Annotated in this window: 14 protein-coding genes; 3 read left to right on the top strand and 11 right to left on the bottom strand. The window is 59.7% G+C overall.

Features of this window, described 5'->3' with window-relative positions; genetic code table 11:
• The 3 genes from ACIPZE_RS22025 to ubiE form a co-directional block, all read right to left on the bottom strand.
• Positions 1-957, bottom strand: a 957-nt coding sequence (locus ACIPZE_RS22025; protein ID WP_400775253.1) for an AarF/UbiB family protein, incomplete at its 3' end; no start/stop codon positions are given.
• The gene (locus ACIPZE_RS22020; protein ID WP_258677980.1) at positions 954-1,577 is read right to left on the bottom strand and encodes an SCP2 domain-containing protein; all 624 of its coding nucleotides are present in this window, start codon (positions 1,575-1,577) and stop codon (positions 954-956) included. The genes ACIPZE_RS22020 and ACIPZE_RS22025, both read right to left, overlap by 4 nt.
• A complete protein-coding gene (ubiE, locus tag ACIPZE_RS22015) occupies positions 1,577-2,347 on the bottom strand; it encodes a bifunctional demethylmenaquinone methyltransferase/2-methoxy-6-polyprenyl-1,4-benzoquinol methylase UbiE (RefSeq protein ID WP_008080626.1) in 771 nt (256 codons plus the stop codon). The genes ACIPZE_RS22020 and ubiE overlap by 1 nt, the downstream gene beginning before the upstream one ends.
• Positions 2,348-2,501: 154 nt before the next feature.
• Here ubiE and ACIPZE_RS22010 point away from each other — a divergent pair, with 154 nt between their 5' ends.
• The 3 genes from ACIPZE_RS22010 (at position 2,502) to ACIPZE_RS22000 (ending at position 4,355) form a co-directional block, all read left to right on the top strand.
• Positions 2,502-2,777 carry a polyhydroxyalkanoic acid system family protein gene (locus ACIPZE_RS22010; protein ID WP_122599417.1) on the top strand — a complete coding sequence of 92 codons (276 nt, stop codon included), beginning with the start codon at positions 2,502-2,504 and terminating at the stop codon, positions 2,775-2,777.
• Between the two features lie 242 nt (positions 2,778-3,019).
• On the top strand, positions 3,020-3,442 hold the full coding sequence (locus ACIPZE_RS22005) for a phasin family protein (RefSeq protein ID WP_129387886.1): 423 nt from the start codon (positions 3,020-3,022) through the stop codon (positions 3,440-3,442).
• Positions 3,443-3,452: 10 nt separating this feature from the next.
• On the top strand, positions 3,453-4,355 hold the full coding sequence (locus ACIPZE_RS22000; RefSeq protein WP_283437987.1) for a phasin family protein: 903 nt from the start codon (positions 3,453-3,455) through the stop codon (positions 4,353-4,355).
• A 255-nt stretch (positions 4,356-4,610) separates the two neighbouring features.
• Here the strand turns inward: ACIPZE_RS22000 and ACIPZE_RS21995 are convergent, their stop codons facing one another.
• From ACIPZE_RS21995 to ACIPZE_RS21960, 8 genes are all read right to left on the bottom strand, one after another.
• A complete protein-coding gene (locus ACIPZE_RS21995) occupies positions 4,611-5,231 on the bottom strand; it encodes a TetR/AcrR family transcriptional regulator (protein WP_283437986.1) in 621 nt (206 codons plus the stop codon).
• Between the two features lie 30 nt (positions 5,232-5,261).
• Positions 5,262-6,944 (bottom strand): class II poly(R)-hydroxyalkanoic acid synthase, encoded by a 1,683-nt coding sequence (gene phaC / locus ACIPZE_RS21990; protein WP_400775247.1) that lies wholly within the window; start codon positions 6,942-6,944, stop codon positions 5,262-5,264.
• A 138-nt stretch (positions 6,945-7,082) separates the two neighbouring features.
• Positions 7,083-7,937: a poly(3-hydroxyalkanoate) depolymerase gene (gene phaZ / locus ACIPZE_RS21985; protein ID WP_129387894.1), complete on the bottom strand. Its 855-nt coding sequence runs from the start codon at positions 7,935-7,937 to the stop codon at positions 7,083-7,085.
• Between the two features lie 142 nt (positions 7,938-8,079).
• Positions 8,080-9,759 carry a class II poly(R)-hydroxyalkanoic acid synthase gene (gene phaC / locus ACIPZE_RS21980; protein WP_283437985.1) on the bottom strand — a complete coding sequence of 560 codons (1,680 nt, stop codon included), beginning with the start codon at positions 9,757-9,759 and terminating at the stop codon, positions 8,080-8,082.
• A 258-nt stretch (positions 9,760-10,017) separates the two neighbouring features.
• On the bottom strand, positions 10,018-10,395 hold the full coding sequence (locus ACIPZE_RS21975; protein WP_283437984.1) for a DUF971 domain-containing protein: 378 nt from the start codon (positions 10,393-10,395) through the stop codon (positions 10,018-10,020).
• 126 nt (positions 10,396-10,521) lie between these two features.
• On the bottom strand, positions 10,522-11,859 hold the full coding sequence (gene hslU / locus ACIPZE_RS21970) for an HslU--HslV peptidase ATPase subunit (RefSeq protein ID WP_400775242.1): 1,338 nt from the start codon (positions 11,857-11,859) through the stop codon (positions 10,522-10,524).
• Positions 11,860-11,914: 55 nt separating this feature from the next.
• Entirely contained in the window at positions 11,915-12,445 is a 531-nt protein-coding gene (gene hslV, locus ACIPZE_RS21965) for an ATP-dependent protease subunit HslV (protein WP_064117086.1), read from the bottom strand.
• A gap of 288 nt (positions 12,446-12,733) precedes the next feature.
• Positions 12,734-13,441 (bottom strand): SPOR domain-containing protein, encoded by a 708-nt coding sequence (locus ACIPZE_RS21960; RefSeq protein ID WP_283437982.1) that lies wholly within the window; start codon positions 13,439-13,441, stop codon positions 12,734-12,736.
• Between the last annotated feature and the right edge of the window lies 1 nt (position 13,442).

Below are 13,442 nucleotides of genomic sequence, written 5' to 3'. Positions count from 1 at the left end.
CTGGGTCAGGCTGCCGACGAGGCCGCAGTCGATCGCGATGTATTGCGGGCTCCACGGGTTGACGGTGCTGACGAAGATGTTGCCCGGGTGCATGTCGGCGTGGAAAAAACTGTCGCGGAACACTTGGGTGAAGAAAATCTCCACGCCACGCTCGGCGAGCATTTTCATGTCGGTGCGCTGGTCGGCGAGGGTCGCCAGATCCGTCACCTGAATGCCGTAGATGCGCTCCATCACCAGCACTTTCGGCCGGCACCAGTCCCAATAGACTTGCGGCACATACAACAGCGGCGAACCTTCGAAGTTGCGCTTCAACTGGCTGGCGTTGGCCGCCTCGCGCAGCAGATCGAGTTCGTCGTAGATGGTTTTTTCGTAGTCCTGCACCACGTCGACCGGGTGCAGCAGACGCGCGTCGGCAGAGACTTTTTCGGCAGCGCGGGCGAGGATGAACAGCCACGCCAGATCCTGCGCGATGATCGGCTTGAGGCCCGGGCGGATCACCTTGACCACCACTTCTTCGCCAGTTTTCAGCTGCGCGGCATGCACCTGCGCCACAGAGGCCGAGGCCAGCGGTTCGACGTCGAAGCGGCTGAACACGTCGCTGATTTTCTTGCCCAGTTGCTCTTCGATCAGCTTGATCGACAGCTGCGAATCGAACGGCGGCACACGATCCTGCAGGTGCATCAGCTCATCGGCGATGTCTTCCGGCAGCAGGTCGCGGCGGGTCGAAAGAATCTGCCCGAACTTGATGAAAATCGGCCCGAGATCCTGCAACGCCAGACGCAAACGCGCGCCCCGGCTCAGATCCAGCGGCTTGCGCGGGAACCAGCGCCACGGCAGCACATAGCGCAGCGCCAAGAGAAACCACGGCAACGGCAGATCGAACAGCAGGTCATCGAGGCGGTAGCGGATCACGACGCGCTGGATGCGCAACAGACGGCGGACGGCAAGCAGCTTCATGCGTTATCGCTTGGGTCGAGGGATCGGGAAAGGCGCTCGAAACGCGCCTCGAGACGTTCCAGATCAAGTTTGATCCGGTCCAGTTCGCTGAAGCGCGCTTCGGCTTCGCGCTGCCCGACGAGGGTGCGCGATTCTTCGGCGAGGTATTCGGCGAGATTCTGGTTGAGGCTGGCAAATCCTTGTTGATACCAGCGTGCGCGGCTGCGCAGATGACCGCCAATCAGTTGCGTGGCGACAGGTCCCAGCCAGCGCGAGAGTTCGTACTCCCAGTCCAGCTCAAGATCCTGCAACACGCCGGCCAATTCCAGCAGCACGCCGCTGTCGCCATCGAGCTCGACTTCCGGGGCGTGCAACACCGCAGTCTTGTCTTTGCTCACGGCCAGTTTCAGCAGGCTGGATGCCGGGGCACGCAGGGTGCAGTCGACACCGGTTTCCCAGTGCGAGGCCAGCATCAGACCTTCGTCGCTCGGCAGGATGAACAGTTGCAGTGCCGGGCTGCGGCAGTCGACGGCAATCACCTTGCCGGTCAAATGCGCCAGCCGCGGCAGCGCCGTGCTGTCGAGACGCAGCACCCGGTTGAGGCCGAGTTCAACGCTGGCGAGCAGCCCGGTGAGCAACATCAGGGCTTGATGCCACGGTGCAGGGCGACGATGCCTGCGGTCATGTTGTGATAGGTCACGCGGTCGAAACCGGCGTCGACCATCATCGACTTCAGGGTTTCCTGATTCGGGTGCATGCGGATCGATTCGGCGAGGTAGCGATAGCTTTCCGAATCGTTGGTGATCAGCTTGCCCATCAGTGGCATGAAGGCGAACGAGTACGCGTCGTAGGCTTTCGACATCAGTGCGTTGGTCGGCTTCGAGAATTCCAGCACCAGCAGACGACCGCCCGGCTTGAGCACGCGCAGCATCGAACGCAGGGCGTCTTCCTTGTGCGTCACGTTGCGCAGGCCGAAGGCGATGGTCACGCAGTCGAAGTGGTTGTCCGGGAACGGTAGTTTTTCGGCGTCCGCCTGAACGAATTCGACGTTGCCGGCGACACCCAGATCGAGCAGGCGGTCACGGCCGACCTTGAGCATCGATTCGTTGATGTCGGCCAGCACCACCTGACCGGTCGGGCCAACCAGGTGCGAGAATTTTTTGGTCAGGTCGCCGGTACCGCCGGCGATGTCCAGCACGCGGTTACCGCTGCGCACACCCGACAGTTCGATCGCGAAACGCTTCCACAGACGGTGCATGCCGCCCGACAGAAGGTCGTTCATCAGGTCGTACTTGGCGGCTACCGAGTGGAAAACCTCAGCGACTTTTTCCGCTTTCTGGCTTTCCGGAACGTTTTTGAAGCCGAAGTGAGTGGTGGGTTCGGCATCGCTGCCTTTGCGCTGATCAGTCATATCGCTGTCACCAAAAGAGAATGCGCGACATTCTAATCCCCAAGCCATGCTTTGTCTTGGAATGGCTAAAGGTAAGATGGGCGACCTTCGGGACGATTTGCCGCAGCAGCGGTCAAGATTTACCGACACCTATTGATCAATCAGGAGGCATTCAATGGCCAAAATCAGTGTTGAACGTGCCCACAACCTGGGTAAGGAAGCCGCCCGCGAGAAGGCCGACAAGCTCGCGCAGAAACTTTCCGAGCAATATGGCCTGGAGCCGCAATGGTCCGGCGACACCCTGAACCTCAAGCGCTCGGGCGTGAAAGGCGCGGTGCATGTGGCGGACGATTCGATCAAGGTCGATGTTGAGCTGGGCATCATGATGTCGGCCATGAGCGGCATGATCAAAGCCGAGATCGAGAAAGCCCTCGACAAAGCTTTGGTCTGATTCCCGCTTGAAACGCGATTCCCTGTAGGAGTGAGCCTGCTCGCGATAGCGGTCTGTCAGTCACTGGAATGTTGATTGACAGACCGCTATCGCGAGCAGGCTCACTCCTACATTTGTTTTGTGGTGCTCCCTCTGTTCATGTCAGTTGTTAGGGTGCCGTTTCTAATTTTTCTACTTACTTTGTGCATGAGCCCGACACTTGTCCGGGCAGTTCCTCAAACCTTCTGCGCGTGAGGTGCACCATGGCCAAAGTAATTTTGAAGAAAAAAATCGACGCTTCGACTTCTGCTCTGAGCGACGTCAAATCCTATGCCCGCAAGATCTGGCTGGCAGGCCTGGGTGCCTACGCCAAGGTCGGCCAAGAGGGCAACGAGTACTTTCAAGAGTTGATCAAAGCTGGTCAAACTGTTGAAAAGAAAGGCAAAAAAGCCGTCACCGAAAAACTCGAAGCGGCCAACGCCGAGATCGATGAAGCCAAGGGTGAAGTGAGTTCATTCAAAGGTCGCGTCGAAGTTCAGCTCGACAAGGTCGAGAAGGCGTTCGACTCCCGTGTAGCAAGCGCCTTGAATCGTATCGGCATTCCGTCTAAACATGACGTTGAGACACTCTCTGCTAAGCTCGATGAGCTGACGGCATTGCTCGAACGCGTCGCGCGTAAATCTTAAGGAGAACGGGATGGCTGGCAAAAAGACTACTGATAAAAAAGATAGCAGCTCGTGGGTCGGGAAGGTCGAATCCTACTCCCGCAAAATCTGGCTGGCTGGTTTAGGCGTGTACTCGAAGATCGACACTGACGGCAGCAAGCTCTTCGATACATTGGTCAAAGACGGCGAGAAAGCCGAGAAGCTCACCAAGTCGGCAGTTGGCAAGAAAGTCGATGCCGCCAAGGACTCTGCTACCTCGGCCAAGTCGCGCATCAGCGGCGTGAAAGATCGCGCACTGGGCAAGTGGGACGAGCTGGAAGGGGCTTTTGACAAGCGCCTGAACAGCGCGATTTCGCGCCTCGGTGTACCGAGCCGCAATGAAGTCAAAGCGCTCAACAGCAAGGTCGACACACTGACCAGACAGATCGAAAAACTCACCGGTCTGAAAGCTCAGCCTGTGGCGGCGAAAACCGCTGCTGCCAAGCCTGCAGCGAAAACTGCGGCGGCCAAACCTGCTGCTAAAACGACGGCCAAGCCACTGGCCAAGGCAGCGGCTAAACCTGCCGCGAAAACTGCTGCCGCCAAGCCAGCAGCAAAAGCTGCAGCCAAACCGGTTGCCGCCAAAGCCGCCGCCAAACCGGCAGCAAAACCTGCGGCCAAAACCGCAGCGAAGCCTGCGGCCAAGCCAGCAGCGAAAACTGCTGCCGCGAAGCCGGCTGCCAAGCCTGCAGCGAAACCTGCTGCGGCGAAAAAACCGGCAGTGAAAAAACCGGCCGCACCGAAAGCCGCTGCACCGAAACCGGCCGCGCCTGCTGCAGCCAAGCCGGCCACTCCGGCAGCTCCGGTGAGCGCGTCGAACTCCGCCGCAGCACCGACTCCGGTGGCTACCCCGACTGTTGCATCGACGCCGTCGACGCCAACCAGTCAGTCCTGATTTATCAGGGCAAAACAAAACGCCCGGCCTGTGAAGGTCGGGCGTTTTTGTTTGTGCGTTTTAAAGCTTGCCCTCACCCCAGCCCTCTCTCGGAGGGAGAGGGGGCCGACCGAGGTGTCTTACGCCATACATCGACCTGAAAGACCTTATCGATTATGGATTCGGAAACGCACTATCAGGTCGGCGTAAATCTCAAGTATTCCCCGATCAGTCCCCTCTCCCTCCGGGAGAGGGCTAGGGTGAGGGGCTTTTGATTCAGTCATGATCTTCAAGGTACTGCAGGGCCATTCGCTCTGTCGCCACTTTCACCGGCGGCAACAGATGCGGGGCCACCAGCATCATGATCTGATAAACCACCAGCCTCACTTCCCCCTCACGATCCAGAATCCGCTGATAATCCAACGAAAACAGCAACGTCATGGTGATCTGCTCCACCAGTTGCCCCAACGCCTGGGTATCGCTGACCAGTTGCCCGCCCGCCTTCAACCGCGCCAGCAACGACGCCAGCGTGCGCTTCAATGCATTGAGCAGATTGCGAATGCCCTTGGCCAGTTTCGGCAAGCGCCCGGCGAGGTTCGACAGGTCCTGAAACAGGAACCGATACTGCGCCAGCCGCTCGACGATCAAATGCAGGAACAGCCAGTAATCCTCCGGTGCCAGCTCGACATCCGATGGCGGATCCAGCAGCGGCGCCAGTTCATTCTGGAAGCGTTCGAACAACCCGAGAATCAGCGGTTCCTTGCCATGGAAGTGGTAGTAGAGGTTGCCCGGGCTGATCCCCATTTCGTTGGCCACCTCCATGGTGGAAACGTTCGGCTCGCCCTTTTCGTTGAACAATTGCAAAGCACATTCGAGAATCCGGTCGCGGGTTTTCATCCAGTCTTCTTAGAAAAGTTCGGTTAAGCGTCAGCGCACACGCACGTAGGTACCGGGCGCTGCCTCCATCGGTGGATAGTTAGGGTTGCCGAGGGTGAACGAGGTTTCGTGCTGCGCGCCGGAGCGCTGTTGAATCCATTCCAGCCACTGCGGCCACCAACTGCCATCGACGTGCTTGGCGTCGTAGTACCAGGCGCGTGGGTCGCTGCTCATCTTGCCGTTCTCGACGTACGCGGCTTTCGGGTTGCTCGGTGGGTTGAGAATGCTCTGCACATGGCCGCTGTTGGACAGCACGAAACGTCGCTCGCCGCCGAGCAGCAAGGTCGAGCGATACACTGCATCCCATGGCGTAATGTGGTCGTTCATGCCAGCGACGCTGAAGCTGTCGACGGTGACTTTCTGCAGGTCGATCGGCGTGCCACAGACTTCCAGGCCACCCGGATGGGTCAGCGGGTTGTGTTTGAAGAAGTCCAGCAAGTCGCCGTGAAACGCCGCAGGCAGGCGGGTGTTGTCGTTGTTCCAGTAGAGAATGTCGAACGCCGGCGGCTCTTTGCCCAACAGGTAGTTGTTGACGAAGTAGCTCCAGATCAGATCGTTGGGGCGCATCCAGGCGAAGACTTTGGCCATGTCGCGACCGTCGAGCACGCCTTTCTGATAGGAACGACGCTTGGCGGCTTCGAGGGTTTGCTCATCGGCAAACAGTGTGGCCGAGGTTTCGATTTCACTGTCGAGCAGGCTGACCAGATAGGTCGCACTGGAGACCCGGCGAAGTTGCCGCTTGGCCTGCAAATGCCCTTGCAGCGCGGCGATGGTCAGCCCGCCAGCGCAGGCACCCATCAGGTTGACCTCGCGGGCGCCGGTGATCGCCCGGCAGATGTTCATTGCCTCTTCCACCGCCTCGACGTAGGTCGACAGGCCCCATTCGCGATGGCGCACATCCGGGTTACGCCAGCTGATCATGAACGTCTGCAAGCCGTTCTTCAGCGCGTACTGGACGAAGCTGTTGTGCGGGCTCAGGTCGAAAATGTAGTACTTGTTGATTTGCGGCGGCACCACCAGTAGCGGCTTGGCGTACTGCTTTTCGCTCATTGGCTTGTACTGGATCAGCTCAAGCAAATCGTTGCGAAACACCACTGAGCCGGTGGTGGTGGCGACGGTCTTGCCGACCTCGAAAGCCTGTTTGGTCACCTGGCGCGGCAAACCGTCGTTGTGCAGCAAGTCATCGAATAAATGACTGAGGCCGCGCACCACACTGTGCCCGCCGGAGTTGAAAAGCTCTTTCACCGCCAGCGGATTGAGCAGGGTGTTGGACGGCGCCACCGCGTCGTTGAGCAGGGTGAAAGCGAAGTGCGCGCGAGCGCGGTCTTCCGGGTTCATGTCGCTGTCGTCGATCCAGCTTTTGACCTGCTTCTGCCAGGCCAGATACGCCTGCAGGCTGCGCCGGTAAAATGGGTTGAGGCTCCACGCCGGATCAGCGAAACGGCTGTCCTGTGGATTGGTCGGGTGCAGGGTTTCGCCGAGCAGCACGCGGCCCAGTTGGCCGCCGAGTTTCAAGGCGTGTTTTGCGCTATGAATCGGGTTGCGCAAACCATGGGCGGCGACGCTGCGCAAGGTCGAGATCAGGTCCCGGCCACGCAGGCCGGTGATCGCACTTTGTGCGTTGATGAACACGGCGGGGCTGGGCACTCCGCCCGTCGCTGGTTTGTCGCGCATGACTCAACACTCCTTCGTCTTCAGGCCAAAAACACATTCACCGAACCAGAACACCATAGACGCTGTTATCGGTTGCTGCCTGCGCGGCGTCCTGCCACGCACTTTCTGTAAAGCCCTGCATAAAGCCTGCCGCAGCGCTTAGCCGCCCTGCGGTGTCGGATGCGGATGCATTACCGCGCGCTGACGTTCCTCCTGGAGAAACTTCATGATGATCGGCGCCACGGCTTCGGCGCGGGTGATCAGGAACAGATGGCCGTCATCGATGATGTGCAACTGCGCGTTGGGAATGCGCCAGGCGAGCATGCGCATGTTGATCAGCGGGATCAGTGGATCGTCGTCACCGGCCAGCACCAGCGTCGGCTGATGGATCTTGTGCAGCCAGTGAATGCTGGTCCAGCCGAGGCCGGCAAACAGCTGCCAGTAATAACCGAGCTTGCCCGCCGAGCGCACCTTCGCCGCGTGGCTGGCGGCCAGGGTCGGGTCGCGACGGAACGAGCCGCCATAGATCAGCGGCGCGATGCGGATCACGTGCGAGGGCTGAATGTAGCGCCGTGGACTGGCCATCATCCACAGCACTTTCGGTTTGCCGGGGACCATCACTGCACCGGCAGCGGTCGCCGCCAGCACCAGTTTCTTGCAGCGTTCGGGGTAGTCGTAGGCGAACTGCTGCGCGAGTGCGCCGCCCCACGACACGCCGATGACGTTGACCTGGCCGTAATCGAGGTAATCGAGCATCCGCGAGGTCAGCTTGGCCAGGCCGGGAAAGCGATACGGCCGGTTCGGCGTCGAGGAGCCGCCGACACCGGGGACGTCGAAGGCGATCACTTCCAGATCCGGGTCCAGCGCCGCGACAAATGGAAACACCAGCTCCAGGTTGGCGCCGATGCCGTTGAAAATCAGCAAGGGCGTCAAGTGAGGCTTGCCGGGGCGTACCGCCGTGCGGATGGTCTGACCATCCAGATCGACGGTACGGAATATGAACGGTTGCGGCATGCGTCAGGCCCTGTGGATTTAAATTCACCACACCCCGTGTAGGAACTGCCGAAGGCTGCGATCTTTTGATCTTGTTTTTTAAAAATCAAAAGTCAAAAGATCGCAGCCTGCGGCAGCTCCTACAGGGGAGGGGTGGTGTCAGTTACCGCTCGTGAACGTAGGTGCCCGGCGAGGCTTCGCCTGCCGGATACGCTTTGTTGCCCAGTTTCAGCGGGGCCTTTTTCAGGTTGCCCGAACGTTCGGCTTGCCACGTCTGCCAGTACAGCCACCAGGAATCAGTGTGCTTGGTCGAGTTTTCCTGCCAGTCATCGGCATTCGCGGCCATTTCTTCGCTGGTCATGTAACGCGATTTCGGGTTGCCCGGCGGGTTGAGGATGCTCTGGATATGCCCGCTGCTCGACAGCACGAATTCCACTTTGCCGCCGAACAGCTGCGCCGACTTGTAGCAGGACTTCCACGGCGTGATGTGATCGTTGGTGCCGGCCAGCGAGAAGATATCGGCCGTGACCTGCTTGAGGTCGATCGGTGTGCCGCACACTTCCAGTGCATTCGGGCGGATCAGTGGGTTGTTTTTGAACATCTCGATCAGGTCGCCGTGGAACGCCGCCGGCAACCGTGTGGTGTCGTTGTTCCAGAACAGGATGTCGAACACCGGCGGTTCGTTGCCGAGCAGGTAGTTGTTGACCCAGTAGTTCCAGATCAGGTCGTTGGGGCGCATCCACGCAAAGACCTTGGCCATGTCTTTGCCTTCGAGCACGCCAGCCTGGTACGAATGGCGCTTGGCGGTCTCCAGGGTCTGCTCGTCGACGAACAGGGCGACGTCGCTGTCCAGCGTCGTGTCGAGCACGCTGACCAGCAGCGTGAGGGCATTGACCTTCTTCTCGCCGATAGCCGCGTAGTGGCCGAGCAGGGCGGTGCAGGTGATGCCACCGGAGCAAGCGCCGAGCATGTTCACATCTTTGCTGCCGGTGATCGCGGTGACCACGTCGACCGCTTCTTTCAGCGCGTCGATGTACGTCGACAGGCCCCACTCGCGCTGCGCCTTGGTCGGGTTGCGCCAGCTGACGATGAACGTCTGCACGTTATTGCGCAGGCAGAAGCGCGCCAGACTCTTGTCCGGGCTCAAATCGAATACGTAGAACTTGTTGATCTGCGGCGGCACCACCAGCAACGGGCGCTCGTGGACTTGCTCGGTGATCGGCTTGTACTGGATCAGCTCCAGCACGTCGTTGCGAAACACCACCGCACCTTCGGTGACGCCGAGGCTCTTGCCGACCTCGAAGGCGCCCATGTTGACCTGGCTCGGCATGCCGCCGTTGTGCACCAGATCCTTGGCCAGATGCGAGAGGCCATCGAGCAGGCTCTTGCCGCCGGTTTCGAAGAAGCGTTTCACCGCAGCCGGGTTGGCGGCAGTGTTGGTCGGGGCCATGGCTTCGGTCATCAGATTGATGACGAAGTGACCGCGTGCGATGTCTTTGGGTGACAGGCTACTGTCATCGATCCAGGAATGGAGTTCCTTGCGCCATGCCAGGTAGGTTTGCAGATAACGTTTGTAGAGCGGGTTCTGGCTCCACGCCGGATCGGCGAAGCGACGGTCATCGCCAGCCGGTTGCAGTTCGGATTTGCCGAACAGCACGTTCTTCAGTTCGAGGCCGAAATGGGTGACGTGTTTGACGCTATGGATCGGTTGTTTGATGGCCTGTTTGAGCACCATACGAGCAGAGGCCAGCAGATCCTTTCCGCGTAGCCCAACGACGGGATTAAGCCCCAGGGTGTTTTCCGAGGCTTGGTACTTCAGGTCATCGTTATTCTTGTTACTCATCTACGACGCTCCATTGTCCTGAGACGAGTACCCGGTTTTGTGCTGTGCAGTTCCACAGCCAATGCCAGGTACTACTGCTCGGGTGACCGTTAATTCTGCATAGCTGCTTTACAGTCGTAGAGCACTGCAGGGAACTTGCCAGCTCCATTGGTTACCCGAGTTTAATTTTTTTCGCAAGCGGGCCGATCCTCGGCCACACAGCGGAGCATTCAAACAGATGAATTTAGAAAATGCCCTCTAATGAGCGCAAGGCTCGGGCTAGAGCATCAGCTTGACGATCGACTCGTTCGGGTCGCGGGTTTTTCCGGCGGCTTTGAGCTCGGCCAGATAATCGGCCCAGAGTGCGTCATAACGTCGCCCCAGCTCGTAGAGATAATCCCAGGTGAACAGGCCGCTATCGTGACCGTCGTCGAAGGTCAGTTTCAGTGCGTAGTGACCGGCCGGTTCCAGCTTGCTGAGACCGACGTTGATCTTGCCGAATTGCAGGATCGGTTTGCCGTGGCCCTGGACCTCGGCGGAGGGAGAGTGCACGCGCAGAAATTCGGCGGGCAGGGTGTATTCCTCGCCGGACGCGTAGGTGAGCGTCAGGGTTTTCGAGGCTTTGTGCAGTTTGATGTCGGTAGGGATAGTAGTCATTGCAGGTCATCCGACTAGAGGAACACCCTGTAGGAGCTGCCGCAGGCTGCGATCTTTTGATCTTGTCTGTTAGAAATCAAAGTCAAAAGATCGCAGCCTGCGGCAGCTCCTACAGGGAGAAGTGACCTACAGGATATAACGGGACAGATCTTCGTTCTGCGCCAATTCGCCGAGGTGGCTGTTGACGTAGTCGGCGTCGATCAGAATCGGCTGCTCATCGTGGGTGCTGGCCAGATCGCCGGCGCTGAACGATACCTCTTCGAGCAGACGCTCAAGCAGCGTGTGCAGACGACGGGCACCGATGTTCTCGGTCTTCTCGTTGACCTGCCAGGCGATCTCGGCGATGCGCTTGATGCCTTCCGGCTGGAACTGGATGTTCAGTCCTTCGGTTTTCAGCAGCGCGCAGTATTGCTCGGTGAGCGAAGCGTGCGGTTCGCTGAGGATACGTTCGAAGTCCGACGGGCTCAGCGCTTTGAGTTCAACGCGGATCGGCAGACGACCTTGCAGCTCAGGCACAAGATCGCTTGGCTTGCTCAGGTGGAACGCGCCGGAGGCGATGAACAGGATGTGGTCAGTCTTGACCATGCCCAGTTTGGTGTTGACGGTGCAGCCTTCGATCAACGGCAGCAAGTCGCGCTGTACGCCTTCACGGGAGACATCGGCGCCGCCGACATTGCCGCGCTTGGCGACTTTGTCGATCTCGTCGATGAACACGATGCCGTGCTGTTCAACCGCTTCCAGCGCCTTGGCCTTCAGCTCTTCTTCGTTGACCAGACGCCCGGCTTCTTCGTCGCGCACCAGCTTCAGCGCTTCCTTGACCTTGAGCTTGCGCGACTTCTTCTTGCCCTTGCCCATGTTGGCAAACAGCGATTGCAGCTGGTTGGTCATCTCTTCCATGCCGGGCGGCGTGGCGATCTCGATGCCGGACACTTCGGCGACTTCGATCTCGATTTCCTTGTCATCCAGCTGACCTTCGCGCAGACGCTTGCGGAACAGCTGACGGGTGTTGGAATCGGAGCTCGGTGCTTCCTCGTTGCTGAAGCCCATGCGGGCCGGCGGCAGCAGCGCGTCGAGGATGCGATCCTCGGCGGCGTCTTCGGCGCGGTGACGGACGCGGGTCATTTCCTGCTCGCGAAGCATCTTGATCGCCGCGTCAGCCAGATCACGAATGATCGATTCGACGTCACGGCCAACGTAGCCGACTTCGGTGAACTTGGTCGCTTCGACCTTGATGAACGGCGCGTTGGCCAGTTTCGCCAGACGACGGGCGATCTCGGTTTTACCGACACCGGTCGGGCCGATCATCAGGAGGTTTTTCTGGGTCACTTCAACGCGCAGCTCTTCAGGCAGCTGCATGCGGCGCCAGCGGTTGCGCAGGGCAATCGCGACGGCGCGCTTGGCATCGTCCTGGCCGATGATGTGGCGGTTGAGTTCGTGGACGATTTCGCGGGGAGTCATGGACATAGTAGTTGGCGGTCCTCAAGCACAAACAAGCCGTGGCGCGGTGGCCAGGACAGGCTTATTCGGCGAGATCCTGCTCCTCAATGGTCTGAGTGTGGTTGGTGAATACACAGATGTCGGCGGCGATACCGAGTGCGGTTTCGACGATTTCGCGGGCCGACAGGTCGGTCTTTTTCAGCAGGGCACTGGCCGCAGCCTGCGCGTAACCACCGCCGGAACCCATGGCGATCAGGCCATCTTCGGGTTCGACCACGTCACCGTTGCCGGTGATGATCAGCGAGGCGTCTTTGTTGGCGACCGCGAGCATGGCTTCGAGGCGGCTCAGGGAGCGGTCGGTGCGCCATTCTTTGGCGAGTTCGACAGCGGCGCGCACCAGGTGGCCCTGATGTTTCTCCAGCTGGCCTTCGAAACGTTCGAAGAGGGTAAAGGCGTCGGCGGTGGCACCGGCAAAACCGGCAATGACCTGGCCGTGGTACAGGCGACGAACTTTTTTCGCGTTGCCTTTCATCACGGTATTGCCGAGAGAAACCTGGCCGTCGCCGCCCATGACGACTTTGCCGTGACGGCGGACTGAAACGATGGTGGTCAAGGGAAGAGTCTCCACACAGCGGGGCGAAAGTGCCTTATGCCCATTCATATGGGGGTGCTGGAGAGGATTTCAACCGTGAGGGGCGCTGAAGGACGAACGGCGGGTGATGACTGTGGCGAGGGGATTTATCCCCGTCCGGCTGCGAAGCAGTCGCTATTCCAGCATTCACGGTGTGCCTGATGCACCGTAATTGCTGGTTTCAGGGCAGCTTCGCGACCCAGCGGGGATAAATCCCCTCGCCACAGGGATTGTGGGCAACCTCAGGAAGAGGTGCCCACCATCGGTGGATCAGCGGCTTTGGCGTTGTTGTAACAACAGGTTGCTAAAGCCGGCGCCCGCCAGTTGTTTCTGTGCGGTGGTCAGTTGTTCGCGGTTGCTGAACGGGCCGACCAATACGCGGTACCAGGTTTCATCCTTGACAGTGCCGGACTCAACCGCCACCGCCTGGCCGAGCAGAATGATCTGCGCGCGGACCTTGTCAGCATCGGTTTCCTTGCGGAACGAACCGGCCTGCAAGAAGAACCTGGTCACCGGCGCGGCTTTGCTCACGGGTGGTGCTGGCGGTGGCGTAATCCCGGCCAGCGCGGCCTGAGCGCGCGCTGTGTCGATCTTCGCCGCTTCCGCTGGCGTTACCGGCGTGGTTGGCACCTGTGGCGTCGGCAGGGTCTTCTCCGGCACGGCGTCCGGCGGCACGATCACTTCCGATTCCGGCAGCAGGGTGTAGAAATCGTACTTCGGCTTCACCGGTTGCGTCGGGCTCGGCGGAGTCTTGTTGGCCTCGGCGATTTTCGTCGCTTTCTGCTGCTGCGCCTGTTCGACCTTCTCGCGCTTGACCGTGTCGCTGCCCTTGCCCGGCTCCAGTTTCATCAGGAACACGATAAACGCGCCGACGGTCAGGCCGATGGCCATCCACAGCCAACCCGGAATCGGTTGCTTCGCAGGAGCTTGGTAACGGCTGGCGCCACGCTTGGGTGCAGGTTTTTTCTTGGCAGCCAAC

Source organism: Pseudomonas sp. NPDC089741, from assembly GCF_044748825.1.
Lineage (GTDB): Bacteria > Pseudomonadota > Gammaproteobacteria > Pseudomonadales > Pseudomonadaceae > Aquipseudomonas > Aquipseudomonas helmanticensis.
The sequence above is the reverse complement of the archived record's forward strand: the minus strand, read 5'-3'. Positions and strand labels throughout refer to the sequence as shown.

Coding starts and splice junctions, on each gene's coding strand:
- phaC (WP_283437985.1), bottom strand. CDS start 9,759: ATGAGTAACAAGAATAACGATGACCTGAAGTACCAAGCCTCGGAAAAC.
- phaZ (WP_129387894.1), bottom strand. CDS start 7,937: ATGCCGCAACCGTTCATATTCCGTACCGTCGATCTGGATGGTCAGACC.
- hslU (WP_400775242.1), bottom strand. CDS start 11,859: ATGTCCATGACTCCCCGCGAAATCGTCCACGAACTCAACCGCCACATC.
- ACIPZE_RS22010 (WP_122599417.1), top strand. CDS start 2,502: ATGGCCAAAATCAGTGTTGAACGTGCCCACAACCTGGGTAAGGAAGCC.
- ACIPZE_RS21975 (WP_283437984.1), bottom strand. CDS start 10,395: ATGACTACTATCCCTACCGACATCAAACTGCACAAAGCCTCGAAAACC.
- ubiE (WP_008080626.1), bottom strand. CDS start 2,347: ATGACTGATCAGCGCAAAGGCAGCGATGCCGAACCCACCACTCACTTC.
- phaC (WP_400775247.1), bottom strand. CDS start 6,944: ATGCGCGACAAACCAGCGACGGGCGGAGTGCCCAGCCCCGCCGTGTTC.
- ACIPZE_RS22020 (WP_258677980.1), bottom strand. CDS start 1,577: ATGTTGCTCACCGGGCTGCTCGCCAGCGTTGAACTCGGCCTCAACCGG.
- ACIPZE_RS22000 (WP_283437987.1), top strand. CDS start 3,453: ATGGCTGGCAAAAAGACTACTGATAAAAAAGATAGCAGCTCGTGGGTC.
- ACIPZE_RS21995 (WP_283437986.1), bottom strand. CDS start 5,231: ATGAAAACCCGCGACCGGATTCTCGAATGTGCTTTGCAATTGTTCAAC.
- ACIPZE_RS22005 (WP_129387886.1), top strand. CDS start 3,020: ATGGCCAAAGTAATTTTGAAGAAAAAAATCGACGCTTCGACTTCTGCT.